Raw genomic sequence first — 22,259 nt, 5'->3', positions numbered from 1 at the left:
TCTGCTCGAAGCCGGCGGTTTCAGACCTCGACTACACCCTCGTTCGTGAAGAGCCGGCATCCCTCGCCTCCCGTATTCGAATCGACCATGCACCGTCGTCACTGTAGACCCGCGCCGGGCACCGGCCTGCGAGGGCGCCCGCGGTTCGGGATTCCGACCTGCCCCGCCTACAGGTTCGCGGCGAACCCGCGGATGCGCTCGACCAGCCCGTCGATCCGCCGGGTACGCGCAGCGTCCTGGTCGAACCCGTCGTAGGGCAGCGGCGGATCCTCGCGCACGTTGAGCGAGCACTGGAAGTCCTGGCACACGTACACGCCGACCGAGTTGCCGTTGCGGCCGGAGGGTCCGGAGCGCTTGGCACTGCAGAACACCACCTCGTTGCGCATCCGCACGTCGTGGCACCAGCCGCACAGCTGCGGGTTCGGCGGCGGGGTCTGCTGCCGGAACAGCACGCCGACGACCTCGCCGGATTCGAGGGGGATGAACGCGTAGGCGCGCTTGGAGATGCGCGGATCGCGCCAGCCGAAGTAGTCGAGCGAATCCCAGTCGACGGCGTCGAGGCCCTCGGGCAGGGTCAGCTCGGTGCGCTCCTTCTTGGAGGCGTTGAGGAAGTGGGTGCGGATGTGCTTCTCGTTGATTGCCAGCATGCGGCGATCGCCTTTCGTGCGAACGGCGCGACGGTGCGCGCCTGCGGATTCAGGGTTCCCGGGCGGCGGTCGGCCGCGCGGGCGTGACGATCCGCGGGACGGCCCGGAGGGGCGGCCCCGCGGGGACGGTCGAGCTACCTGTCGGCGGCCGCGCGGCCGCCGAGGTCTCCCTGCGCGCCGGAGCGGCGCGTTCGCATCGAACTCTCCACGACGCCGACCCTACACCTCCGGCCTCGGCACCCTGTCCTCAGCACCCTGATCTTGGCGCCCTGCCCTTGGCGCCCTGCCCTCGGCACCCTGTCCTCGGCACCCTGGCGCTCGGCGTCACGACGCCCGCGTGCTCTTGCGGGCGACTCCCCAGTTGCCGTCGACGCCCTGCACGTCCCGGGCGTGCTCGTCGATCGCGGCCAGCTCCTCGGCGGTGAACTCGAGGTGCTCGAGCGCCGCGACGTTGTGCTCGAGCTGCTCCACGCGCGAGGCGCCCAGCGTCAGCGAGGTCATCCGCGGATCCCGCAGCGCCCACGCGAGGGCCATCTGCGCGAGCGACTGGCCCCGCCGCTCCGCGATGTCGTGCAGCGAGCGCAGCGCCGGGATCGACCGCTCGAGCGTCTCGCGCCGCACGGTCGAGCCGCTGCGCGCGGCGCGCGAGTCCTCGGGGATGCCGTTCAGGTACTTGCCGGTCAGCAGGCCCTGGGCGAGCGGCGTGAACCCGATCATGCCGATGCCGAGCTCGCCGCAGGCGTCGATGAGGCCGTCGGTCTCGATCCAGCGGTTGAGCATCGAGTAGGAGGGCTGGTGGATGGTGAGCGGCGTGCCGAGCTCGGCGAGGATCGCCTGCGCCTCGCGCGTGTCCTCGGCCGAGTACGAGGAGATGCCGACGTAGAGCGCCTTGCCGCTGCGGACGATGTCGTGCAGCGCCTGCATCGTCTCCTCCACCGGCGTCTCGGGGTCGGGGCGGTGGTGGTAGTAGATGTCGACGTAATCGAGGCCGAGCCGCCGCAGCGAGGCGTCCAGGCTCGAGATCAGGTACTTGCGGCCGCCGCCGAACTGGTACGGCCCCGGGCCCATGTCCCAGCCGGCCTTGGTCGAGATCACGAGGTCGTCGCGGTGCCCGGCGAGGTCGGTGGCGAGCATGCGGCCGAAGTGCCGCTCGGCGGAGCCCGCGGGCGGGCCGTAGTTGTTCGCGAGGTCAAAGTGGGTGATGCCGAGCTCCACCGCCCGGCGCACGATCCCCTGCTGGTGCTCGAACGGCACGTTCTCGCCGAAGTTCTGCCAGAGCCCGAGCGTGAGCGGCGTGAGCTTCAGGCCGCTGCGCCCGCTGCGGCGGAACTCCATCTTCTCGAAACGGTCGGGGGAAGGCTGCCAGGTCATTCGGGCTCCTCTCGAGCGGTGTCTCCGGGACTTCGACGATATCGGGGCGGGCTCCTCCCGGCCTGCGACTTCCCGGCGCCGGGGCACGGCGCGATCGGCAGGGTCAGGCGGAGAGCGATCGCACGGCTATGCCCTCCACCAGCGCGCTCATCAGCGCGTCCCGCTGTCGCGCCGTGAGCGGCTCGCCCGCGGCCGCCTCGAACATCCACAGCCCGTCCGCCGCGAGCCGGACGAGGAAGAGGAATTCCGCCTCCGGGCCTTCCCCGATCGACTCCGGGTCGGGGAGCCAGCGGTTGTTGAGCTCCACCCAGATCTCATTGGCGGCCGGATCGGCCGCGGCATCGAGCATGAAGAGCAGCTCGGCGCGAGAGGTCACCTGCGCGCAGGTCCGCACGTAGGCCGCGAGCCGCTCCTCGGCGGAGGCCTGCTCGGGCACCCGGCCGAGGCGCTCCCGCAGCTGCCGCTCGAAGAGCTCGGCGAGGTGGCGATGCACGCCGAGCACGAGCGCCTGCCTCGACGGGAAGTGATACATCACCCCCGGCCTGGTGACCCCCGAGGCTGCCGAGACCGCGTCGAAGGTGAGGCCCGTGACGCCGCGCTCCTGCACGACGGATCGAGCGGCTTCCAGAATCATGTCGCGCTTGCTCCGAGCCACCGCGTCCTTCCCGGCGCGCCCAGCGGCGGGCGCGCCTTGCGTTCCCTTGCCTCTCAGGGTAATACTTAACTTTCTAGAAAGTAAAGTAACGCTATTCACGCGGTGTCGTGCGCTGGGAGGTGTGCGATGTGCAGCATTCGTATCAATTCGTTCGGGGACGCCTGGGATCTGCTGTCCCTCGTCGGTGGCGAGGAGCCCATCTCGGACCGCAAGCGCCGGGTCACCCTCGGCGCGTTCAAGATTCCCGCGGATGCCGACCGGCGCCGGCTCCGCGGGCTCCGGCGGGAGATCTCGGAGCGGTGCGTCCGCATGCTCCGCCGCAATACGAGCTCGGTGCTCGTCATCGCCCTCGACGCCACGGCCCTCGAGGGCCGATCCGACCTCACCGGATTCGGCAAGGACATCGCGGGGACGGTGTTCCGACAGGGCAGGGTGCTCTCCGGCCACGACGTCCCGGTGGTCGCGGTGCTCGTGCGATCGCCGTACGAGCGGGAACTGCTCGTCAACGCGGTCGCCGACGGCCGCTTCGGCAGTCTCGGCGGCCGGGGATGGACGTGGGCGATCATGCGCGCCGACGAACTCGCGCACTCGAGCCCGAAGACGCTCATGATCGACAGCTGGCTCTGAGAGGTATGGTGGTGGCAGACCGGTGCAGCACCGGCATCTCGTGACCGGCAGGGAGTGGCATGGCGCTGAAGACCGGCATACCGGCCTCGGCGGGGGACCCCGGGTTCCACCGCGTCAAGCGCCGGTACCAGTGGATCGCGGGCGGGACGGCCCTCCTCATGGCGGTCTCGGCGATGCTCGCGCTCAGGGTCGCCGCGGGGCTCAACTACGACATCGACAACTTCTCCTGGGCGGGCACCTTCCGCTCCCGGTCGGGGAAGACGCACCGGTCGATCCGGGAGCTGCACCACTGGCTGGACGAGCACTTCTCCGACGAGGCCGTGACCGTCTTCATCCTCCTCCTCTGGCTCGTCGCCATCGCCTGCTTCATCGCGCTGCCCGTCCTGCTGCTGCGCTGGCAGCGGGTGCGGGAGCGCTTCGGGCGCACGGATCCGGGCGGGATCTAGGCGCGGCGGGTCCGCGGCTCCCGCGCGTCCTCCGCCCCAGCACCCGTATCGGGGCGGATGGCCGAGCGAACGCCCTCCTGACGTTCGCTCGGCCATCCGTCCCGCGGACGCCGGCGCTGCGGGACCCGGCCTACCGGGGCGACAGCCGGATGCGCTCCTCCGCCGCCTCGAGCACCGCCTCCCGGCTGTAGAGCAGCGGGAACCCCGTCCCCGCCGCCCACAGCGGCTGCAGGTCGGCGTAGTGGTTCGAGCGCGGATCGCCCGACTGCCCCGGCGAGTTGAGCACCCGGCTCTCGTCCCATTCCCCCACGTCGAGGACCATGCGGAAGCTGCTCCCCATGACGGCGTTGAACTCGGCGTCGTACCCCGCGAGCCCGACCGTGTCCCCGCTGCCCGCCCTCGGCACCTCGGGGAGGGCCGCCCACTCGGGCTGGCCGGGAGCCGCGCTCGCATACAGCGGATGCCGCAGGCGGGTCCGATGCAGCTCGCCCCAGGCCCAGCCGGAGCGGTTCGGCCCGAGGAGCCCTTCGATCTCGTCCAGCGCCGCTTCCAGGGTCTCCGCCACGCCCTCCGCCATCAGCTCGAGATCGGCGGGCTCGGCCAGGTCGAAGCGGTCCAGCATCCGCAGATCCGGGCGCAGATCCGAGAAGAGGGCATCATCGCGCAGCAATCGGTGTCGGCCCCGTCGCACCGCCTCCGCGGAGCACCCCGCCCTTGCGAGCGACCGGTCCACGAGCCAGGGTCGGAAATGGCGGCGCTGCCACACCTGGAAGACCAGCGCGCAGCGGGAGTCGACCCGCTCGACCCCATCCCAGGCCCGCAGCTCGGCCCAGATATCCGCAGCGGCATCCACCTCGACCGGCGCGAGCCGCTCGAGCATCGCGAGGGCGTGCTCGTTCGCCGCATCCTCCTGCAGCCGCCAGCTCGAATCCACCGATCGGGACTCGCCGCTCGCGAGGCGCCGCTGCAGCCGACGGGCCCTGGCGTTCGAGAACCAGTCGGCCGAGATGCTCAACTCGCCGCTGTCATGGGAATCGGGGACGTTGTTCTCGTTCGCGCTCGCGAACCATCCGGTCGCGAACGTCCTGTCGGAGGGGAGCTCCTCGAGCGAGGCGAAGCCCTCCCACTCGAAGCGCCCGTCCCCCGCGACCGGCAGCGACCCGTCCCAGCCCCGTCGACGGGGCACCAGGGCGCTCCCCTGCCAGCCGGTGCGGCCGTGCACATCCGCGAAGATCTGATTGGTCGGCGGGGAGCTCCACCGCCGCAGTGCGCGATGGTGATCATCGGCATCGGCGGAGTCGAAGAACGCCACCGACCCGAGGTAGGGCGCCGTGCCCGGCTCCAGGCTCGCCGCGCGGACCGCGAGCGCGACCCCGCGCCCCGCGTCGTGGTGCACCACCGGTCCGTGCACGCCGAACCGCAGCACGTGCACCGCCTCGCCGCCGCCGGCCACCGGAGCCGTCTCCTCGATCATCGTGAACGAGCGCCAGTCGTCCCGGTAGCGGTACCGGTCCGGGTCCTCGGGGTGCAGCTCGTACACGTACAGGTCCTCCTGGTCGGCCGGCCAGATCGTCAGGCCGAACGCCACCCTGCCGTTGTGCCCGATGTAGATGCCCGGCAGGTTCGGCTCGCCCGCGCCGATGATGCTCAGGCCGGGCGCCTCGAGGTGGGCGAGGTAGCGCAGCGACGGAAGCGTCAGCATCCTGTGCGGGTCGTTGGCGAGGATCGGTCGGCCCGTCTCGGTGCTCGATCCGGAGATCACCCAGTTGTTGCTGCCGGAGGGGGCCGCGCCGACGGATGCGGCCGCGTCGCCGAGCGCGACCGGCTCGTAGGCGAGCTTGAACACGTCCAGCGCGTCATCGGAGAGCCGGTCGATCAGCTCGGTCTCGAAGGGCTGCGGCCCGGTCTCCGGTTCGCGGACGGAGCGGAACGATTCGGCCTCCTCGCCGAGATCCCGCAGCGTGAGGGCACGCTCGAGCTCCTGCGCGACGTTGAACTGCAGGCCGTGCGTGCGGATGCGGACCACGTCCTCGGGCTCCCAGCGGGCCGGCGCGTAGCCGAGCCTCCCGAACTCCACCGGCAGCCGCGTCTCGGCGTCCTCCGCGGCCCAGTCGATGAACGCATTGATTCCCCGCACGAACGCGGTCACGATGTCCTTCGTCTCGGCGCCGTACGCGAGCCATTCCGCCCGCATGTCCCCGCGGTAGAGGAAGAGGCGGCGGGCGCGGTCGCCCTCGAGATGGTCCGGCCCGAGCACCTCGGCGAGCTCGCCGAGGCCCCGGCGCCGCCACAGATCGATCTGGAAGAGCCGGTCGCGGGCCACCTGGAACCCCTGCGCGAGGAACGCGTCGAGACGGTCCTCCGCGTAGATGTGCGGCACGCCCCACCGGTCGATCAGGATCTCCACGGGCCCGACGAGCCCGGGGACCGGGAACCGCCTCCCGGTCGTCTCCGGCGGCGCCGCGGCCGGTCCTCCGCCCGCATCGCGATTGCGCGTCGATGCCGCCCGCCTCTGCTGCTGCCGCTCCGTCATGGTCCGCTCCTCTCCTCGCAGTCCCCCGCTACTCACTCACGTCTCCTCGGCGATGCGTTCCGAACGATCGGAGCCCGATCACGCCGACGATCGTCAGCACGAGGAGCAGGGTGTAGAAGATCGAGACCGCCCAGGGGTTGTTGCCGGTCACGGTGAGGATCCACTGCGCGACGAAGGCCGTCGAGCCGCCGATCAGCGCGGAGCACACCTGGTAGGCGATCGACATGCCGGAGTACCGGACGCGGGCCGGGAACGAGTACGCGAGGAAGCTCGAGAACACCGCGAAGTACATGCAGACGCTGCCGTAGGACACGTAGATCATCAGCGCGATGAACAGCAGGTTGCCCTGGTCGATCGCCAGGAAGTACGGCACCGTGCCGACCAGCGCGATCGCGAGCGCGATGAGGATGATCCTGGCCCGGCCGAACCGCTGCGCGAGGTAGCCGCCCGCGAGCTGCGTGAAGAACTGCACCACCGACGCGCCGACGAGGATGTTCAGGATGAGCTGGCGATCGAACCCGAGCGGGCCGGTCGTCCACGCCAGCATGAACGTGTTCGTGAAGTACGAGATGGAGATCGACATGATCGACGCGAAGATGCCGAACACGAGGATGAGCGGCGCGGTGCGGATGACCTCGAGGGCCGGCGCCTTGGCCGGCTTCGACTGCTGCTGCTCCCGCTTCTTGGCGTCGAGGAACTCCTGCGTCTCGGTCACGCGCAGCCGGAGCACGACGCCCACGACGATGAGGACCACCGAGAAGAGGAACGGCAGCCGCCATCCCCAGCCGAAGAAGGCGTCGTCCGGCAGCATGCCGACGAGCAGGAACGAGCCGGTGGCCATGAGCGACCCGATCGGGGAGCCCTGCTGCACCCACGCGCCCGCGATCGTCTTCCGGCTCGCCCGGGCGCTCTCGGTGGCGATCAGCACCGCGCCACCCCACTCGCCTCCGACCGCCAGGCCCTGGAAGGCCCGCAGCAGCACCAGCAGCACCGGGGCGAGCACGCCCACCTGCGCGTAGGTGGGCAGCAGGCCGATGGCCGTGGTCGACGCGCCCATGAGCACGAGCGTGACCATGAGCACGTTCTTGCGCCCGAAGCGGTCGCCGAGGTGGCCGAACACGATCCCGCCGAGCGGGCGCGTGAGGAAGCCCACCCACAGCGTGGCGAACGAGGCGAGCACACCCGCCGCCGGATCGATGTCCGGGAAGAACAGCGGGCCGAACACGAGCGCCGACGCCGTGCCGTAGACGAAGAAGTCGAACCATTCCAACGAGTTGCCGACGACCGCGCCGACCAGCGCGGTGCGCTCCTTGCGCCGGGCCTCGGGGGAGATCTCCTCCGTCGCCGCATCCTGTGTCGACATAGCCATGCTCCTTTGCATTCCTGCTCGGTGCGCGGCCCGCCTTCGGGCCGCGCGATTGCTACCGAGAATCGCAGCCCCGGGACATTATGTCTAATGACTTTTTTCACCCCTTCCCATAATATTTGGGAATATGGAACGCAGGAATCTCGAGTACCTCCGGGCGGTCGCCGACCACGGCTCGGTCAGCGACGCGGCGCTCCGGCTCTCGGTCACGCAGCCCGCCGTCTCGAAGCAGATCCAGCGCCTCGAACGGGAGCTCGGAACGCGGCTCTTCTACCGGACTCCTCAGGGCATGTCGCTCACCGCAGCCGGCGAAACCCTCTACCGGTTGAGCGAGCGCATCCTCACCGGTTTCGAGCGGATGGAGTCCACCATCCGCGCACGGTTCGTGAACCGGCCGGCGTTCCGCGTGGCGGCGCCCGCGACGACGGCGTTCGCACTCATCTCGCCGTTCATGGCCGCGACCGATTCGAGCATCGTCGATCTCGCGATCATGCCGGTCGGAGAGATGGATTCGGCACTGGACGCGGGTGTCGACATCGCGATCAGCACGGTGCCGCCGCCGCACTACCGCGAGGGCATGCCGGTGGGGCGGCTGCCGCTCTCCGTCCAGGCCCCGGCGGACGTGCTGGAGCGCGCCTTCGGCGCGGTCGCCGCCGCCGATCTCGCCGCCGCCTCGAAGGAGCTGCTAATCGTGCCGCAGACCGGCGTGCACAGGATCGTCGAGCAGGCGGCCGCCGGCCTGCCCTCGCCGCTGCGGATCCGCCCGGTATCGGTCGGCACCGCCGCGCAGGCCATGGCCGTGCGAGGCCAGGGCATCGCCCTCCTCGCCGAACAGCCCACCTACGGCCTCCGATCGCTACCGGTCGCGGTTCGCGGCGAACCGCTCTCCGCAGGCCTCTACGCTTCCTGGGATCCCCGCCACTTCGCGTCGCCCGAGCTCCGCGATCTCGCGGAGGACTTCAGCCGCTGGTTCGCGGAGGACTCCCCCTGGCGCTCCGCGGCGCACTGAAGCCGTTGCGGTCGCTACGCGCCCGTTGAGGCGCGCACCATCCGCAGCTCCCGGACGCCGTCCTCGACCTTGCCCGCCCCGTCGAACTCGAAGCCGTGCTTGCGGTAGAACGCCTGCGCCCTCGGGTTCGGGTCGGCGACCCAGAGCACGGCGCTCCCGCCGCCGGGGAGGACCGCGTCGAGCAGCGCGGCCCCGATGCCGCTGCCGTGCACGGCGGCCGCGGCGTAGAGCACGAAGAGCTGCCGGTCCCACTCGCCGTCCTCGGGCCGCGGCGGCCCCGACATCGCCACGCCCACGACCTCGCCGCCCAGGGAGGCGAGCGCGACCGCGTGCTCGGCGAAGCGCGGATCGCCCAGCGCCGCCGTCCAGAAGCGCTCGCGGCGCGGGACGAATCCGGGATCGTCGAGCACCGCGTCGGGCATCAGCCCGCGGTAGGTCTCGCGCCAGGACTCGACGTGCACGCGGGCGAGCGCCGGCACGTCCTCGACCCTCGCGGGGCGGATCTCGAACTCGGCGGCCATGTCGGGAATGCTACGCGAATGCGCGGGCGTTCCCACTCCATGGCCTTCTATGACCTCCGACGAACCGATCCGCGCTTTTCCACCCCGATGGCATGTACCGTCGCAGCATGACTCCTGACGCCAACGCGGTCGCGCCGTTCCGTATTGCGTTCGTCGTGCTCCACACCTCGCCCATCGACGAGCCCGGCACCAAGGACGCCGGCGGCATGAACGTCGTCGTCCGCGCCCAGGCCGAGGTGCTCGCCCGCGAGGGGCACTCGGTCGAGCTCATCACGCGGCGGCAGAGCCCCGACTCCCCCGCCTCCGTCGAGCTCGCGCCGAACCTGCGGCTCCACTACCTCGACGTCGGCCCGGCCCGCACCATCGAGAAGGGCGAGCACGAGCACCTCATCGACGAGTTCCGCGAGGCCCTCGCCGAGCTGCTCCGGGACCTGCCCGTGGACCTCATCCACGGCGAGCACTGGTTCTCGGGCATCGCGGCCCTCCCCGTGGCCCGCGACCTCGACATCCCGTTCGTGCAGAGCTTCCACTCCATCGCGGCCGACAGCGCCCTGCCGCTCTCGGCGGGCGAGCGCGCCGAGTCGCCCGGGCGGCTCGAGGGCGAGGCGCGGCTGGCGCGCGAGGCCTGCGCCCTCGTCGTGATCAGCGAGGCGGAGCGCGAGACCGCCATCACGAGGCTCGGCGCCGACCCGGATCGCATCTCGATCGTGCCGCCCGGCGTCGACGCCGCGCTCTTCCATCCCGAGCCCGAGGGCTCGGCCGCGCGCCGCCGCCCGCGCGCGATCGTGGCCGGGCGCCTCCATCCGCTCAAGGGCGTGGACCTCGCGATCGAGGCCTTGGCCGCCATCCCCGAGGCCTCCCGCCCCGAGCTCGTCATCGTCGGCACCCCGCCGCCCGACTCCGTCGACTACGAGCGCTCGCTGCGCGAGGCCGTGGCGCAGCACTCGCTCGAGGAGCACGTGCGCTTCAGCGGCGCGCTCTCGCGCTCCGGCTTCGCCGCCGAGATGCGCCGCGGCGACCTCGTGCTCATGCCCTCGCACTCCGAGACCTTCGGCCTCGTCGCCCTCGAGGCCGCCGCCTGCGGGCTGCCGGTCATCGCCTACCGCTCGGGAGGCCTCCAGGAGTCGGTGCTCCACGACCGCACCGGGCTGCTCGTGGACACGCGCGACCCCGGCGACTGGGCGGATGCGATCGCCCGGGTGCTCGGCGACCCCGCGCTCGCAGAGCGGCTCGGCTCGGCCGCGCTCGCCCACGCCCGCTCGATGACGTGGGAGGCCTCCGCCGCGGAGCTGCTCGGCGTCTACTGCGAGCTCGTCGAGTGCTCGCGACGCGAGAAGGAGGCGGTCCGTGGCTGAGCTGCTCGACGGCGTCCGGCACGCGCTGGTCGTGCACGCCCACCCCGACGACGAGGTGCTCGCGGGCGGCGCGCTGCTGCGCGAGCTGCACGAGCGCGGCATCCGCGTCTCGCTCGTGACCTGCTCGCGCGGCGAGGCCGGGGAGATCGTGGCCGGCGTGCTGCCCGCCGATACGGGCGACGCCGAGCTCGCGGCGTTCCGCGAGGGCGAGCTGCGCGGGTCGATCGCGGCGCTCGGCATCGACGCGCACTACTGGCTCGGCGCGCCGCCCGCCCGCGCGGCGGGACGGGAGGCGCGCAGCTACCGCGACTCCGGGATGCGGTGGATCCGCCCCGGCGTGGCCGGCCCGGGCGACGAGCGGGACCGCCGCTCGCTCACCGCCGCGCCGCTCGAGGAGGTGGTGGCCGACCTCGACGCCGTGCTCGCGCTCGACCGGCCCGACCTCGTCATCGGCTACGACGACGCCGGCGGCTACGGGCACCCCGATCACGTGCGCGCCCGCGAGGCCGCGCTCGCCGCGGCCAGGGCCGCGGGCATCCCCTACGCCGAGCTCATCGACGACCCGGAGGAGCCCGGCGTCGAGTGGTTCGCGCTGCCGCAACACCGGGAGGCCGTGCTCGCGGCCCTGCGCAGCCATCGCACGCAGCTCGCAGTGGCCGAGGACGGGCGCACCCTCGTGCACTCGGGCGGGCAGCGGCAGGACGTGCCGCTCGAGGCGGGGCTGCGACTCGTGCGGTAGCGCCGGGGCCGCGGCGCTCCCGCGGTATTCCTACCAGCACCAGCAGCACCATCCAGGAGCATCCGATGCCGCATCCGCACAGGCTCACCGCCGGCCTGCTCGGCGTCCTCGGCTTCATCGCCGCGGTCGGCCCGTTCGCGACCGACATGTACCTCTCGTCCTTCACCGAGATCGCGACCGAGCTCGGCACCGGCCCCGCGCCGGTGCAGCTCACCCTCACCGCCTTCCTCATCGGCATGTCCGTGGGGCAGCTGTTCAACGGCCCGCTCTCGGACCGCTTCGGGCGGCGCCCCGTGCTGCTCGTGGCGCTCGGCGTGTTCGCCGCGGCCTCGATCGCGATGGTGTTCAGCCCCGCGATCGAGGCGTTCGTCGCGCTGCGGCTCGTGCAGGGACTCGCTGGCTCCGCGGGCGTCGTGATCGCGCGGGCGATCGCGACCGACCTCTCCGCCGGGGACACCGCGGTGCGCGCACTGAGCCTCATCGCGATGGTCACCGCGCTCGGCCCCCTCGTCGCCCCGCCGATCGGCGGGGCCATCGCGACCTGGATCGGCTGGCGGGGCGTGCTCGCGGCGCTCGCCGTCGTCGCACTCGCGATGCTCCTGCTCGCCCTCCTGCGCGTGCCCGAATCGCATCCGCCCGAGGAGCGGCCGCCCGGGCGCCGGCTCGACGCGTTCCGGCGCTTCGGCGGGCTGCTGCGCGACGGCGCGTTCACGAGCTTCGCGCTGGCCTTCGCGTTCGGATTCGCCGCGATGATGTCGTACATCTCGGCCTCGCCCTTCGTCGGGCAGCGCGTCCTCGGCATGAGCGGGCTCGAGTACTCGTTCTCCTTCGCCGCGGCCGGCGCCGCGCTCGTCCTCGCGAACCTCAGCAACGCGCGCCTCGCGCCGCGGTTCGGCGTGCGGCGGATGCTCGCGGTCGGCATCGCCGCGGTCCTGGCCGCGGGCGTCGGCTTCGCGGCGCTCTCGATCACCGGCGCGCTGAGCCCCGCGTCCTTCGTCCCGTGCGCGTTCGTCCTCACCGCGGGCACGGGCTACCCCATGGCGAACGCGAGCGCGCTCGCCCTGGCGCGCACCGTCCAGGCCTCGCGCGGCGCCGGCTCGGCGCTCGTGGGGGCCTCGCAGTTCGCGTTCGGCGCGCTCGCGTCTCCCCTCGTGGGGCTCTGGGGCGAGCGCACCGCCGTGCCGATGGCGCTGTGCGTGCTCGTCGCCGGCGCCGTCAGCGCCGTGTTCGCGCTCGTGGCGCTGCGCTCCTCCCGCGCGGAGGGGTAGGCGCCGGCGCGTGGTGAAATTCCGGCGTTGAGCGCGTTCAGCGCCGTCGACGCGCATCCCCCGCAGTGTGCAGAACCGAAACGCCGTCGGGGATCAGAGCTCGTCGAGGTACCGGGGACGCGCCTTCATCGCGTGGATGATCAATTCGTAGCCGTCGTCGTAGATCAGCGTCACGAGTTCGAGGAGTCTTCCGGAAGGATCCGTACCGATCATCAGCCAGCGCCGGGGGTCTTCTTCGTCGTCGAGCGGGCGCGAGTGGAAGACATGGAGGGCGGCATATCGGACTGCGTCGTCGTCGAGCCGATCGCGGCGATAGTGCTTTCGTGCAGACCGGTGCAGATCAGGCGACATGCACCCACGCGCGCACCGCGGCGCGGATCGCGTCCGAACGGTTGGTGATGCCTTCGGCTTCTGCGCGCTCGGTCAGCGCCTCGATCGTCGCGGCATCGAGCCGCACCGGCACGACGACGCCCGGCCCGTCACCCACCGGAGGACGCCCGCGACGCGGCTTCGACAGCGTTGCGGGATCGTATCCGCGCTCGGCCTCATCCGCCCAGGCCTGGATCTGCTCGTCGGTCACGGGCTTGCCGTGCAGGAAATGCTCGCTCATACCGATAGCGTATACAAAAACCACCGATTATCGTATACGGAATTCTGTGCGTGCGATGCCCCCTTCCCGCACCGATCTTTCCGCCCGGCGCGCTCAGGCCTCGAGCTGCGCGAGGAGCGCCTCGACGCCCTCCGTCTCGACCTCGGCGCCGATGAGGGCCCGGTTCGCCTCGCGCACCTCGAGCCAGCGCGCCCGGCTCATCCGGTAGCGGTGCTGCACGGCCTCCGAGCCCTCGCGCACGACGCGCTGACGGCCGTCCGGCTCGTAGCCGGTGCGCAGCGAGACGGCGTTGGACGCGGAGTTGTCGGCGAAGGCCGCCGAGGTCACGCACTCCGCGCCCATCGCCTCGAACCAGAAGTGGAGCATGAGCGCGCGCATGCGGCGGCCGATCCCGCGGCCCTGGTGCTCCAGGCCGAGCCACGACCCGGTCTCGACCTCCCGGAGCGTCGGCCAGTCGGCGCCGGCGGCGCTCTGGACGCCCACGGGCCGCCCGTCGAGCAGCACGCCGAGCTCGAGCGTCAGCCGCTCGCGGTCGACGCGGGTGCGCGCCGCCCACTGGTACACCAGCACGCGCTGCGCGATCTCCCGCGCGCCGCCACGGGCCCAGGGCGTCTCGAAGGGCATCGCGCGCTCCTCGTGCACGCCCCGGCCGGCGAGCTCTGCGAGGTCGAGGAGCAGCTCGTCGTCGATCCAGCGCAGCTCGAGGTCGCCGGCCCGCACCCGGATGCCTGCGGCGGGCCACAGCTCGACGAGACGATTCGTTGTCATCGCCCGATTGTATGCGGCGGCGGGGCGGGGATGAGGGCCGGGCCCCGCGGAGGAGTCTGTGGGGTCCGCGGGGCCCGGCCCGGTCATTCGGGCCGGCGCGGCGCCCGCCGCCGGCCCCGCCTGGTCAGGCCTCCATCGCGTCGAGCCTGATCGCGGTGGTCACCGTGGAGTAGAGCCGCTCCCCCGATTCGTAGTCGAACAGGTGGATACGGTTCGGCTTCGGCACCACCCGCACGGTCTCGCCGGGCATCGGGTGATCGCGGCCGTCCACGCGCGCCACGATGAGCTTGTCCGACTCGTCGGTGGTGTGCCCGAACAGGTAGCCGTCGGCGCCGAGCTCCTCCACCATGTCGACGCGCAGCTCGAGGCCGGTGCGCTGGTCCTCGCTGAGGTAGAGGTCCTCGGGGCGCACGCCGAACGTCACCGCCTCGCCCGCGTTCGCGAGCGCGTCCCTGGGCACCTCGATGTGCTGGGTGCCGAGCCGCACACCCCGCTCGTCGACCGTGGCCTGCACGAGGTTCATCGACGGCGATCCCAGGAAGCCCGCCACGAACACGTTCGCGGGGGTCTCGTAGAGCTCGCGCGGCGTGCCGACCTGCTGCAGGATGCCCCCGTCGAGCACCGCGATGCGGTCGCCCATCGTGAGGGCCTCGGTCTGGTCGTGCGTCACGTAGACGGTGGTGACGTCGAGCCGCCGCTGGAGCTGCGCGATCTGCGTGCGGGTCTGCACGCGCAGCTTCGCGTCGAGGTTCGAGAGCGGCTCGTCCATGAGGAAGACCCGGGGCTCGCGCACCACGGCCCGCCCCATCGCGACGCGCTGCCGCTGGCCGCCCGAGAGCGCCTTGGGGCGGCGGTCGAGATAGGGCTCGAGGTCGAGCAGCTTCGCCGCCTCGAGCACCTTCGCCTGCCGCTCCGCCTTCGGGACGCCGGCGATCTTCAGCGCGAAGCCCATGTTCTCCGCGACGGTCATGTGCGGGTAGAGCGCGTAGTTCTGGAAGACCATCGCGATGTCGCGATCGCGAGGGGTGTCGTGCGTGACGTCGCGCCCGCCGATGAGGATCCGCCCCTCGGAGACCTCCTCGAGGCCGGCGAGCATGCGGAGCGTCGTGGATTTGCCGCAGCCCGAGGGGCCGACGAGGACGAGGAACTCGCCGTCCTCGATGCTGAGGTCGAGCCCGTCCACCGCCGGGCGCTCCTGCCCGGGGTAGCGGCGCGTCGTCGAGTCGAACGTAACGGTTGCCATGGTGTGTCCTTCGATTCTTCTGCGTCGGTCAGATGGTGAGCATGGTCTGGAGGTCCTCGCGGGCCGTGCGCATCGCGCTGCTCGCGCTCTTGGCGCCCGCGAGCGCCGCCTCGACCTCCTCGTTGAACCGCGTCTGGGCGGCGGTGGCGGCCGGGAACGTCCACAGCGGGTTCGTCCGGGCCTGGGGCAGCACCATCTCGTTCCACCGCTGGAGGAAGGCGTTGCCGGTGATCCAGGGCCGCGCCGACGCGCTGCTGAGCGCGGGCGGCTGGCCGATCACCTCGAAGGCCGTCTGCAGCGCGCCCTCGTCGGTGGAGAGGTACTGGGCGAGGGCCGCGCTCGCCGGGGAGTCGTCGAGCACGACGAGCGGCTGGCTCCACGAGAGGCAGAGCCCGCCGGGCCGCGGCACGGGCGCCATCTTCGCCTCGATGCCCGCGTCGGGCGACTGGTCGGGGATGACCCGGATCGCCTGCGGGGCGTCGTCGTAGATCGCGGCCCGGCCCTGCCCGAACAGCGTGCGCGCGTCCTCGCGCAGCATCCCGGCCTGGATGAGCCCCTCGTCGAGCAGCCGCTTCCAGTAGTCGAGCGCCTCGAGCGAGCCCTCGTCCCCGACCGTGACGGTGCCGTTCCGGACGATCGTGCCGCCGAAGGCCCACATCCAGGGGATGATGTCCTTGATCTGCTGCACGTGCGTGCTCGGCGCATAGGGCACGATCGAGGGGTCCAGCGCCTTGATCCTCTTCAGCGCCCCGTAGAAGCCCTCGGGCGTGGTGAGGTCCTGCCCGCCGACGCCCGCCTCGGCGAGCAGCTCGCCGTTGCTCACGAGCCCGAGGCCCGAGTAGGCCCACGGCATCGAGAGCCGCCGGCCGCGGTACACGCCGGAGTCGTCGACCACGTCGGGGTAGAGCGAGGCGTCGTAGAGGCTCTCCACGGGGCGGAGCACCCCGGCCGTCGCGAGCGTCGAGAGCCACTCCTCGTCGAGGTGCAGCACGCCGCTGAGCTTGCCGCTGCGGGCCTTCAGCACGATCTGGTCGAGGTACTGGTGGTAGGGGTAGTTCGTGGTCCCCACGCTCACCGAGTTGGCGGCGGCGAACTCGTCGAGCATCGCCGTGAGCTGCGGCGCCTGGTTCTCGTTGCCGAGCGTCCAGGACGTGAACACGGTGGAGGTGTCGGAGCCGGCCGGGTCGGCGGGATTCCGCCCGCAGCCGGTCAGGGAGAGGGCGCCGAGGCCGAGCGCCCCGAGGCCGGCCAGCTTGAGCAGGGAGCGGCGGGACATCGCCCCGTCCGGGCCCGGCCCCGCAGGTCGTGATTGCATTGGAACTCCTTTGTTCGCTCGGCATCCGTCCGCGACGGATGCGCGCAACGGCTGCTACTTGATTGACCCCGAGAGCGCACCGCTGACGAAGTGCTTCTGGAAGATCAGGAAGATGGCGATGACGGGGATCGAGCTGAGCAGCGAGGCGGCCATCATCTCGCCGTACTGCACCTGGAACTCGCCGACGTACGTCATCGTGAGCCCCGCCGGCAGCGTCTGCTTGGCCGTGTCGACGAGGGTGAGCGCGTAGACGAGGTCGTTCCAGGCGCGGATGAAGGCGAACATGCACACGGCGACCATGGAGGTCTTCACCACGGGGAACACCAGCGAGTTCATGATCCGCCACTCCGAGGCGCCGTCCACGCGCCCGGCCTCGATGAGCTCGTCCGGCACGGAGTCGAACGCGTTCTTCATCATGAGCACCGACAGCGGCAGCGTGAAGGTGGTGTAGGAGACGATCAGCGCGGGATAGGTGTCGAGCACCCCGAGGGCGGCCATCGTGCTGAACAGGGTGAGCAGCAGGAGCACCTCCGGCACCATCTGCGCGAGCAGCAGCGTGTACATCGCGATCGAGCGCCCGCGGTAGCGGAACTTCGAGAACGAGTACCCCGCGAGGAAGCCGATCATCAGGCTCACCACCGCGGTGGTGATGGAGACGAACAGGCCGTTGCCGATGAACCGCAGCAGCGTCGGGTCGGTGAGCACCGCCGAGAAGTTCTCGAGGGTCCAGGGGCGGTCGGTCAGGAGCGTGCGCTCGAAGATCCCCTCCTCGGCGGTGAACGCGGTGACGAGCATCCACGCCACGGGGATGAAGGCGAACAGGCTCAGCAGCCCGATCGTCCAGTAGGCGGCCCAGGGCCGCGTCCGCCGCGCCTTCGAGGCGGGGCGAGGGGAGTCGGAGCGGATAGCGGTTGCGGGAGCGGTCATCGCGAGGCCTTCTCTTCCCGGATCGAGTACACGGCGTAGAAGATGGCGAGCACGGCCATGATCACGGTCCACGCCACGCCGATGGCGCCGGCCTGGCCGAGGTCGTAGTTGGTGAAGGCCTGCTTGTAGAGGCCGATCGACAGCGTCGTCGTGGAGCCGACCGGTCCGCCGCCCGTCATCACGTAGGGGATCTCGAAGTGCTGCAGGCCCCAGATGAGCTCGAGCAGCACCGTCAGGGCGATGGCGGCCTTGATCTGCGGCAGGATGATGTGCACCTGCTTGCGCCAGCCCCGCGCCCCGTCCACCGCCGCGGCGTCGTGCGTCTCGGCGGGGATGGACTGCATCGCCGCCATGAGCAGCACCGCCATCCAGGGGAAGGAGTGCCAGATCTTGGCGATGATGATCGCGGCCATCGCGAGGCCCGGGTCGTTCAGCCAGTTCGTCTCCTGCGGCCCGCCCAGCGCGCCGACCACGGTGTTGAGCAGGCCGTAGTTGGTGTTGAAGATCCAGGACCAGAGGAACGAGACCACGACGCCGGGGACGATCCACGGGATGAGGAAGGTCGTGCGCCAGAAGCCCGCGCCCGAGATCCTGGTGTTCAGCGCGAGAGCCAGCGCCAGTGCCAGCAGGAGCGCGCCGAGGGTCGAGAGGACCACGAAGATGCCGGTCTGGGCGACCATCGCCCAGAAGCTCCCGGTCGTGACCATGCCGACCACGTTGTCGAGCCCGACGAAGGTCCGCTCGTCGTTGAGCAGGGAGCCCTGGAAGAAGCCGGAGATGAGGGATTGGATGAAGGGGTAGCCGATCACCGCCGCGAAGACGAGCAGCGCGGGCAGGATCAGGATGATCGCGAAGGTGCGACGGGACATCGGCCGGCGCCGGGCCGGCGCGACCCGGGTGCCGGGCCGCGCCGTCCGCGCGTGGTTCCTAATCTCCGTCATGGCCCTCGCCTGCCGTGAGGACGCCCGCGGTCGTGCAGACCGGGTCGCCGTACGCGCGGATCTCGTAGAGCGCCGCCGAGGGGTCGCCGTTGGTGGCCTCGAACACGACCCGCAGTCGATCGGCGCGCTGCTGCGGGAATTCGTGCACCGCACGGGTCTGGTAGTTGCCCCGCACCGCCGCCACGGTCCGCCAGCCCTCGCCGCCGTCGATCTCGATCCGGTAGTCGCGCACGCACTGCGGGTCGCGGTACAGCGGCGGGCAGGCGTGGTACTCGCGCAGCAGGTGCCCCGCGAAGGTCAGCTGCACCTGGCCGAGGGTCTGCGGCTCGTCCCAGGCGAGCTCGAGCCACTCCTCGGCGCCGGAGGCCGCCGAGCGCCAGAGGTTCGTGGCGCGGTGCGGCCGGGTGACGCCGTTGACGACCTGCTCGGCCGAGTAGGCCTCCTGCGGCGGCGACACCCGGTGGCTGAGGGTGGCTCCCCCGCCGAAGCGGCGGTGGCGGCCGGGCGCGACCTCGTAGGTCGCGATCTGGCCGGGGAGCACCGCGGGGCTGACGAGCCATTCGAGGTCCTCCGCGGCATCCGCCGTGATGCGGAGGTAGTGCACGTTCTCGAGCTCCTCGGGACGCAGGCCGAGGTCCACGTCGATCCAGCGCTGCGCGCCCGGCTCGACGGTCACCGTGCGCTCGCGCAGGGCCTCGCCCGGGACGGAGGCGTAGGTCCAGATATCGGGCGCCCCGTAGATCGTCACGGCCATGGGGCGCTCGGCCGCGCCGTGATTGGTCACGCACAGCGAGACCGAGTCGACCCCCTGCCCGTCGCCCACGGCCGCGAACTGCCCGAGCTGGCGCTCGAGCCTGCCGTCGTGGGGGAAGATCGGGTAGTCGCGCCAGTAGTCGAGGCCGCCGAGCTCCGTGGTGCTGTCGGGCCCCGCGCCCGAGGAGGCGAAGGTCGAGCTCGCGGTGATCCGGGCCCGGCTCGCGAGCTCCTCGGCGTCGTCGACGGCCACGTGCGGCAGGAAGCAGCCGTCCCGCAGGAGGGTCTGCTGCAGGTCGTGCACGACCCGCTCGGCCGCCGCCCGCGCGCCGTCCTCGGCGCGGTCGTGCGCGAGGGCGGCGAACGTGCCGACCGCCTGCCCCATCACGGCCGTGGTCCCCTGCACCCGCAGCGAGCCGAGCGCCACGTGCGTGGCGCTGATGTTCCGCCCGGCGAAGAGCAGATTCGAGACGTCCTTGCTCACGAGCGCGCCGAGCGGGATGCCGAAGGGCCCCACGTACTTCGTCTCGCCCAGCGAGCTCGAGTTGTCGTCGTGGCGGGCGCTCGTGAGCGGCTCCGCCTCCTTCTCGTAGAGCCCGCCGATGGAGTGCAGGTCGATGTACCAGCCGCCGAAGGCGATCTCGTCCTCGTAGGCGGGGGCGGTGAGCAGGTCGTGCTCGGTGAGGAGCCGCTGCCCCATCAGCCGGCGGCTCTCGCGCTTGCCGGGCACCTGGCCGATCCAGTCGAGGGCGATGTTCCGCGCGCGCGGCGACCACTCGGGGTCGTGGTTCTTGTACCAGTCCCAGATGCCGAGCACCTGCCGGGTAAGCTCATGGCGGATCTCCTCGTTGTCGGCGATCGTGTTCCACGGCGGCCCGATCTCGATCCACCAGTAGCCGCTCGCGAGCGTCTTCGCGATGCGTCCGCCGGAGCGGAAGAACTCCGGGTCGGTGTACTTCGCCGCCCACGGCGGCGGGGTGAAGTCGACCGGCGCGCCGGTGTCGACCGTCTTGAAGTGCAGCGAGCTGCCCATGGTGCCCTCGGACGCCTCCTCGGGGGCCGAGGGCTCGTCGAACTCGTCCCGCGCCTCGATGCCGTGGCGGGACTCGCAGCCGGCGAGGTCGCCCAGCGTCCCGTCCCCGGTGCAGTCGATGAACATCCGGCCGGTGATCGTGCGCAGCAGCTCCGCCTGGAGCGTGCGGGCGGTGACCGAGCGGATACGGCCGTCCTCGACCTCGACCTGCTCGACCGGGGTGTTGAGGTGGAGGGTCAGCCCCGGCGTCTGCATGACGAAGTCGTACAGCGTCAGGTCCCACACGCTGTTGGTCCACCCGTTCTCGCGGATCTTCTCGTGGTTGCGCGACCGCTCCTCGATGAGCGTCTCGGCGATGATCCCCGTCTCGCGCGCGTAGGCGTGGAACGCCGCCGACCCGTGCGGAGTGACCCGCACCTCCGAGGAGGAGGCCCCTCCCAGCACCGGCCGGTCGTGGACGAGCACAACCCGGGCCCCGTGGCGGGCCGCGGCGATCGCGGCACTCACCCCCGCGAGTCCCCCGCCGCACACCACGACATCGAAATCTTCTTCAACGGTCTTCACAGCACATCCTTTGCGTTCGTATCGTCGGAGCGCCCAATGCGATGCGTGCCGAGCGGAGCTGACCACATCGTCATTTGAAACGCTTCAAATGAGTGTACCGAGTTCGGGGACGCGCACAAGACCCAAGTTCCCCCGCGCCGCCTACCGGACCGGCGCAGCCGCCGGATCGTGCGGCGGGCGCGGATCTCGGACACGATGCACGAATCCGCCGCGGCTAGGATGAGGCCCCATGACCGGGTCCTCCGCCTCCCGCCCCACGCTCTCGGATGTCGCGCGCGCGGCAGGGGTCTCGATCGGCCTCGCCTCGATGTGCCTGCGCGGCGTGGCCGGCCCTGCGGAGGAGACCCGGGCCTTCGTCCGCCAGGTGGCCGACGACCTCGGCTATCGGCCGAACAAGGCGGCGAGCGTGCTCGCCCAGACGCGCGTGCGCCGGCTCGGAGTCGTGTTCGCGCTGCGGCGGGCGCTCCACGCGCATATCGTCGAGGAGCTCTACCGCGCGTCCACGGCTGCCGGCTACGAGCTGCTGCTGAGCGCCACCTCGGACGAGCGGCCCGCGATCACCGCGGCGGAATCCCTCATCGACAGCCGCTGCCAGGCGATCATGCTCATCGGCGCATCCACCGAGGAGCGGACCCAGGCGAAGATCGCGGGCACTGCCCCCACCATCCTCATCGGCGGACACGCGCCGCTCGACGGCGTGAGCTCGGTCCGCGCGAACGGATTCGAGGGCGTGCAGCTCGCGGTCCGGCACCTCGTGGAGCTCGGGCATCGCCGGATCTGGTTCGTCCGCGGCCCCGGCTCGGACGGCACCGGGGACCGCCTCGAGGGGTACCTGGACGCGATGGCCGCCCTCGAGGACCCCTCCCTCGTGCACGTGATCGCGGGCGGCGAGACCATGGAGTCGGGGATCGTCGCCTCCCGGGAGATCATCGGCGCCGACCCGCGCCCGACCGCGGTGGTCGTCCACAACGACGAATGCGCGGCGGGCGTCGTGTTCGGCCTGAAGATCCGCGAGGTCAACGTGCCCGAGCACGTGTCGGTGGTGGGATTCGACGACAGCGGCTTCGCGTCGCAGTCGGGCCTGCAGCTCACCACCCTGCACCAGGACGTCGCCTCGCTCGCGAGGCTGGCCGTGGCCGAGGCGACCACGCGCCTCGAGCACCCCGAGAGCGTTCCGGTGCGCACCAGGCTCGCGCCGGAGCTCCGCGTCCGCGAGAGCACCGGGCCGGCGCCGAAGGCGACCTGAGAGGACGCGGCCGCCAGGAAGCCGAGGGTTCGCGGAAAACGAAGAACGCCCCGGCGCACGAGGCGCCGGGGCGTTCCTATTCGGTAGCGGAAGCGGGGCTCGAACCCGCGACCTCACGATTATGAGTCGTGCGCTCTCACCAACTGAGCTACTCCGCCGCAATGCACCCGCTCAACAGAACGGATACCCAGAGCCCCGAGCCAGGATTGAACTGGCGACCCCTTCCTTACCATGGAAGTGCTCTACCACTGAGCTATCGGGGCGTGGCCGCCGTTCAGGGTTTTTCTCCCCGACGGCACCGGAATAGCTTAGCACTAGTGCG

Annotated in this window: 21 protein-coding genes and 2 tRNA genes; 7 read left to right on the top strand and 16 right to left on the bottom strand. The window is 71.4% G+C overall.

Translation table 11 applies throughout. The features are described 5' to 3' along the window. Positions 1–167: 167 nt before the first annotated feature. The 3 genes from FM112_RS04545 to FM112_RS04535 form a co-directional block, all read right to left on the bottom strand. On the bottom strand, positions 168–647 hold the full coding sequence (locus FM112_RS04545; protein ID WP_087004093.1) for an FBP domain-containing protein: 480 nt from the start codon (positions 645–647) through the stop codon (positions 168–170). A 324-nt stretch (positions 648–971) separates the two neighbouring features. Continuing rightward, positions 972–2,018 (bottom strand): L-glyceraldehyde 3-phosphate reductase, encoded by a 1,047-nt coding sequence (gene mgrA, locus FM112_RS04540; protein ID WP_087004090.1) that lies wholly within the window; start codon positions 2,016–2,018, stop codon positions 972–974. 103 nt (positions 2,019–2,121) lie between these two features. Next, positions 2,122–2,652: a TetR/AcrR family transcriptional regulator gene (locus FM112_RS04535; RefSeq protein WP_087004087.1), complete on the bottom strand. Its 531-nt coding sequence runs from the start codon at positions 2,650–2,652 to the stop codon at positions 2,122–2,124. 147 nt (positions 2,653–2,799) lie between these two features. On the opposite strand from FM112_RS04535, the gene FM112_RS04530 reads away from it, so the two are divergent. Together FM112_RS04530 and FM112_RS04525 are read left to right on the top strand one after the other, a co-directional pair. Next, positions 2,800–3,300, top strand: coding sequence for a hypothetical protein (locus FM112_RS04530; RefSeq protein ID WP_087004084.1), 501 nt, complete (start codon positions 2,800–2,802; stop codon positions 3,298–3,300). A 59-nt stretch (positions 3,301–3,359) separates the two neighbouring features. Beyond that, entirely contained in the window at positions 3,360–3,746 is a 387-nt protein-coding gene (locus FM112_RS04525) for a hypothetical protein (protein WP_087004081.1), read from the top strand. Between the two features lie 130 nt (positions 3,747–3,876). Here FM112_RS04525 and FM112_RS04520 read toward each other — a convergent pair whose 3' ends face one another. Then, positions 3,877–6,279 (bottom strand): penicillin acylase family protein, encoded by a 2,403-nt coding sequence (locus FM112_RS04520; protein WP_087004078.1) that lies wholly within the window; start codon positions 6,277–6,279, stop codon positions 3,877–3,879. A 28-nt stretch (positions 6,280–6,307) separates the two neighbouring features. Next, positions 6,308–7,642, bottom strand: coding sequence for an MFS transporter (locus FM112_RS04515; RefSeq protein ID WP_087004075.1), 1,335 nt, complete (start codon positions 7,640–7,642; stop codon positions 6,308–6,310). 130 nt (positions 7,643–7,772) lie between these two features. Between FM112_RS04515 and FM112_RS04510 the strand changes: the two genes are divergently transcribed. Next, the gene (locus FM112_RS04510; protein WP_087004072.1) at positions 7,773–8,654 is read left to right on the top strand and encodes a LysR family transcriptional regulator; all 882 of its coding nucleotides are present in this window, start codon (positions 7,773–7,775) and stop codon (positions 8,652–8,654) included. A 14-nt stretch (positions 8,655–8,668) separates the two neighbouring features. Here the strand turns inward: FM112_RS04510 and FM112_RS04505 are convergent, their stop codons facing one another. Further along, a complete protein-coding gene (locus FM112_RS04505; protein ID WP_087004069.1) occupies positions 8,669–9,175 on the bottom strand; it encodes a GNAT family N-acetyltransferase in 507 nt (168 codons plus the stop codon). A gap of 107 nt (positions 9,176–9,282) precedes the next feature. Here FM112_RS04505 and FM112_RS04500 point away from each other — a divergent pair, with 107 nt between their 5' ends. From FM112_RS04500 to FM112_RS04490, 3 genes are all read left to right on the top strand, one after another. Then, positions 9,283–10,530 carry a glycosyltransferase gene (locus tag FM112_RS04500; RefSeq protein ID WP_087004156.1) on the top strand — a complete coding sequence of 416 codons (1,248 nt, stop codon included), beginning with the start codon at positions 9,283–9,285 and terminating at the stop codon, positions 10,528–10,530. Next, on the top strand, positions 10,523–11,269 hold the full coding sequence (locus tag FM112_RS04495) for a PIG-L family deacetylase (RefSeq protein ID WP_087004066.1): 747 nt from the start codon (positions 10,523–10,525) through the stop codon (positions 11,267–11,269). The genes FM112_RS04500 and FM112_RS04495 overlap by 8 nt, the downstream gene beginning before the upstream one ends. A 65-nt stretch (positions 11,270–11,334) precedes the next feature. After that, positions 11,335–12,537, top strand: coding sequence for a multidrug effflux MFS transporter (locus FM112_RS04490; RefSeq protein ID WP_087004063.1), 1,203 nt, complete (start codon positions 11,335–11,337; stop codon positions 12,535–12,537). Between the two features lie 93 nt (positions 12,538–12,630). Here the strand turns inward: FM112_RS04490 and FM112_RS04485 are convergent, their stop codons facing one another. The 8 genes from FM112_RS04485 to FM112_RS04450 all read right to left on the bottom strand — a co-directional run bounded on the left by FM112_RS04485 (position 12,631) and on the right by FM112_RS04450 (position 20,691). Continuing rightward, positions 12,631–12,888 (bottom strand): toxin, encoded by a 258-nt coding sequence (locus FM112_RS04485; RefSeq protein WP_176386666.1) that lies wholly within the window; start codon positions 12,886–12,888, stop codon positions 12,631–12,633. Then, positions 12,878–13,147: a ribbon-helix-helix domain-containing protein gene (locus FM112_RS04480; protein WP_087004061.1), complete on the bottom strand. Its 270-nt coding sequence runs from the start codon at positions 13,145–13,147 to the stop codon at positions 12,878–12,880. Before FM112_RS04480 ends, FM112_RS04485 begins: the two co-directional genes overlap by 11 nt. Before the next feature lie 93 nt (positions 13,148–13,240). Further along, on the bottom strand, positions 13,241–13,915 hold the full coding sequence (locus tag FM112_RS04475; RefSeq protein WP_087004058.1) for a GNAT family N-acetyltransferase: 675 nt from the start codon (positions 13,913–13,915) through the stop codon (positions 13,241–13,243). A 124-nt stretch (positions 13,916–14,039) separates the two neighbouring features. Further along, positions 14,040–15,158, bottom strand: coding sequence for an ABC transporter ATP-binding protein (locus FM112_RS04470; protein WP_087004055.1), 1,119 nt, complete (start codon positions 15,156–15,158; stop codon positions 14,040–14,042). A gap of 28 nt (positions 15,159–15,186) precedes the next feature. Then, positions 15,187–16,473, bottom strand: coding sequence for an extracellular solute-binding protein (locus tag FM112_RS04465; protein WP_087004052.1), 1,287 nt, complete (start codon positions 16,471–16,473; stop codon positions 15,187–15,189). 54 nt (positions 16,474–16,527) lie between these two features. Further along, positions 16,528–17,400, bottom strand: coding sequence for a carbohydrate ABC transporter permease (locus FM112_RS04460; RefSeq protein WP_087004048.1), 873 nt, complete (start codon positions 17,398–17,400; stop codon positions 16,528–16,530). Next, a complete protein-coding gene (locus FM112_RS04455; protein ID WP_254910376.1) occupies positions 17,397–18,341 on the bottom strand; it encodes a carbohydrate ABC transporter permease in 945 nt (314 codons plus the stop codon). Before FM112_RS04455 ends, FM112_RS04460 begins: the two co-directional genes overlap by 4 nt. Then, positions 18,328–20,691 carry an FAD-dependent oxidoreductase gene (locus FM112_RS04450; RefSeq protein ID WP_087004042.1) on the bottom strand — a complete coding sequence of 788 codons (2,364 nt, stop codon included), beginning with the start codon at positions 20,689–20,691 and terminating at the stop codon, positions 18,328–18,330. Before FM112_RS04450 ends, FM112_RS04455 begins: the two co-directional genes overlap by 14 nt. Before the next feature lie 229 nt (positions 20,692–20,920). On the opposite strand from FM112_RS04450, the gene FM112_RS04445 reads away from it, so the two are divergent. After that, complete coding sequence (locus FM112_RS04445) at positions 20,921–21,937, top strand: LacI family DNA-binding transcriptional regulator (RefSeq protein ID WP_087004039.1); 1,017 nt, start codon at positions 20,921–20,923, stop codon at positions 21,935–21,937. 84 nt (positions 21,938–22,021) lie between these two features. Here FM112_RS04445 and FM112_RS04440 read toward each other — a convergent pair. Both FM112_RS04440 and FM112_RS04435 read right to left on the bottom strand, forming a co-directional pair. After that, a tRNA-Met gene (locus tag FM112_RS04440) sits at positions 22,022–22,095 on the bottom strand. A gap of 33 nt (positions 22,096–22,128) precedes the next feature. Further along, a tRNA-Thr gene (locus FM112_RS04435) sits at positions 22,129–22,200 on the bottom strand. Positions 22,201–22,259: the final 59 nt, after the last annotated feature.

Origin of the sequence: Gulosibacter sp. 10 (assembly GCF_900163695.1) — a bacterium.
Classification (GTDB): Bacteria; Actinomycetota; Actinomycetes; order Actinomycetales; family Microbacteriaceae; genus Gulosibacter.
The sequence above is the reverse complement of the archived record's forward strand: the minus strand, read 5'-3'. Positions and strand labels throughout refer to the sequence as shown.

Excerpts from the sequence above, each read along its gene's own strand:
- FM112_RS04525 (WP_087004081.1), top strand. The coding sequence starts at position 3,360 with ATGGCGCTGAAGACCGGCATACCGGCCTCGGCGGGGGACCCCGGGTTC.
- FM112_RS04445 (WP_087004039.1), top strand. The coding sequence starts at position 20,921 with ATGACCGGGTCCTCCGCCTCCCGCCCCACGCTCTCGGATGTCGCGCGC.
- FM112_RS04475 (WP_087004058.1), bottom strand. The coding sequence starts at position 13,915 with ATGACAACGAATCGTCTCGTCGAGCTGTGGCCCGCCGCAGGCATCCGG.
- FM112_RS04510 (WP_087004072.1), top strand. The coding sequence starts at position 7,773 with ATGGAACGCAGGAATCTCGAGTACCTCCGGGCGGTCGCCGACCACGGC.
- FM112_RS04480 (WP_087004061.1), bottom strand. The coding sequence starts at position 13,147 with ATGAGCGAGCATTTCCTGCACGGCAAGCCCGTGACCGACGAGCAGATC.
- FM112_RS04515 (WP_087004075.1), bottom strand. The coding sequence starts at position 7,642 with ATGTCGACACAGGATGCGGCGACGGAGGAGATCTCCCCCGAGGCCCGG.
- FM112_RS04530 (WP_087004084.1), top strand. The coding sequence starts at position 2,800 with ATGTGCAGCATTCGTATCAATTCGTTCGGGGACGCCTGGGATCTGCTG.
- FM112_RS04460 (WP_087004048.1), bottom strand. The coding sequence starts at position 17,400 with ATGACCGCTCCCGCAACCGCTATCCGCTCCGACTCCCCTCGCCCCGCC.
- FM112_RS04470 (WP_087004055.1), bottom strand. The coding sequence starts at position 15,158 with ATGGCAACCGTTACGTTCGACTCGACGACGCGCCGCTACCCCGGGCAG.
- FM112_RS04500 (WP_087004156.1), top strand. The coding sequence starts at position 9,283 with ATGACTCCTGACGCCAACGCGGTCGCGCCGTTCCGTATTGCGTTCGTC.
- FM112_RS04485 (WP_176386666.1), bottom strand. The coding sequence starts at position 12,888 with ATGTCGCCTGATCTGCACCGGTCTGCACGAAAGCACTATCGCCGCGAT.
- FM112_RS04545 (WP_087004093.1), bottom strand. The coding sequence starts at position 647 with ATGCTGGCAATCAACGAGAAGCACATCCGCACCCACTTCCTCAACGCC.
- FM112_RS04535 (WP_087004087.1), bottom strand. The coding sequence starts at position 2,652 with ATGATTCTGGAAGCCGCTCGATCCGTCGTGCAGGAGCGCGGCGTCACG.
- FM112_RS04505 (WP_087004069.1), bottom strand. The coding sequence starts at position 9,175 with ATGGCCGCCGAGTTCGAGATCCGCCCCGCGAGGGTCGAGGACGTGCCG.
- FM112_RS04465 (WP_087004052.1), bottom strand. The coding sequence starts at position 16,473 with ATGCAATCACGACCTGCGGGGCCGGGCCCGGACGGGGCGATGTCCCGC.
- FM112_RS04520 (WP_087004078.1), bottom strand. The coding sequence starts at position 6,279 with ATGACGGAGCGGCAGCAGCAGAGGCGGGCGGCATCGACGCGCAATCGC.
- FM112_RS04490 (WP_087004063.1), top strand. The coding sequence starts at position 11,335 with ATGCCGCATCCGCACAGGCTCACCGCCGGCCTGCTCGGCGTCCTCGGC.
- mgrA (WP_087004090.1), bottom strand. The coding sequence starts at position 2,018 with ATGACCTGGCAGCCTTCCCCCGACCGTTTCGAGAAGATGGAGTTCCGC.
- FM112_RS04455 (WP_254910376.1), bottom strand. The coding sequence starts at position 18,341 with ATGACGGAGATTAGGAACCACGCGCGGACGGCGCGGCCCGGCACCCGG.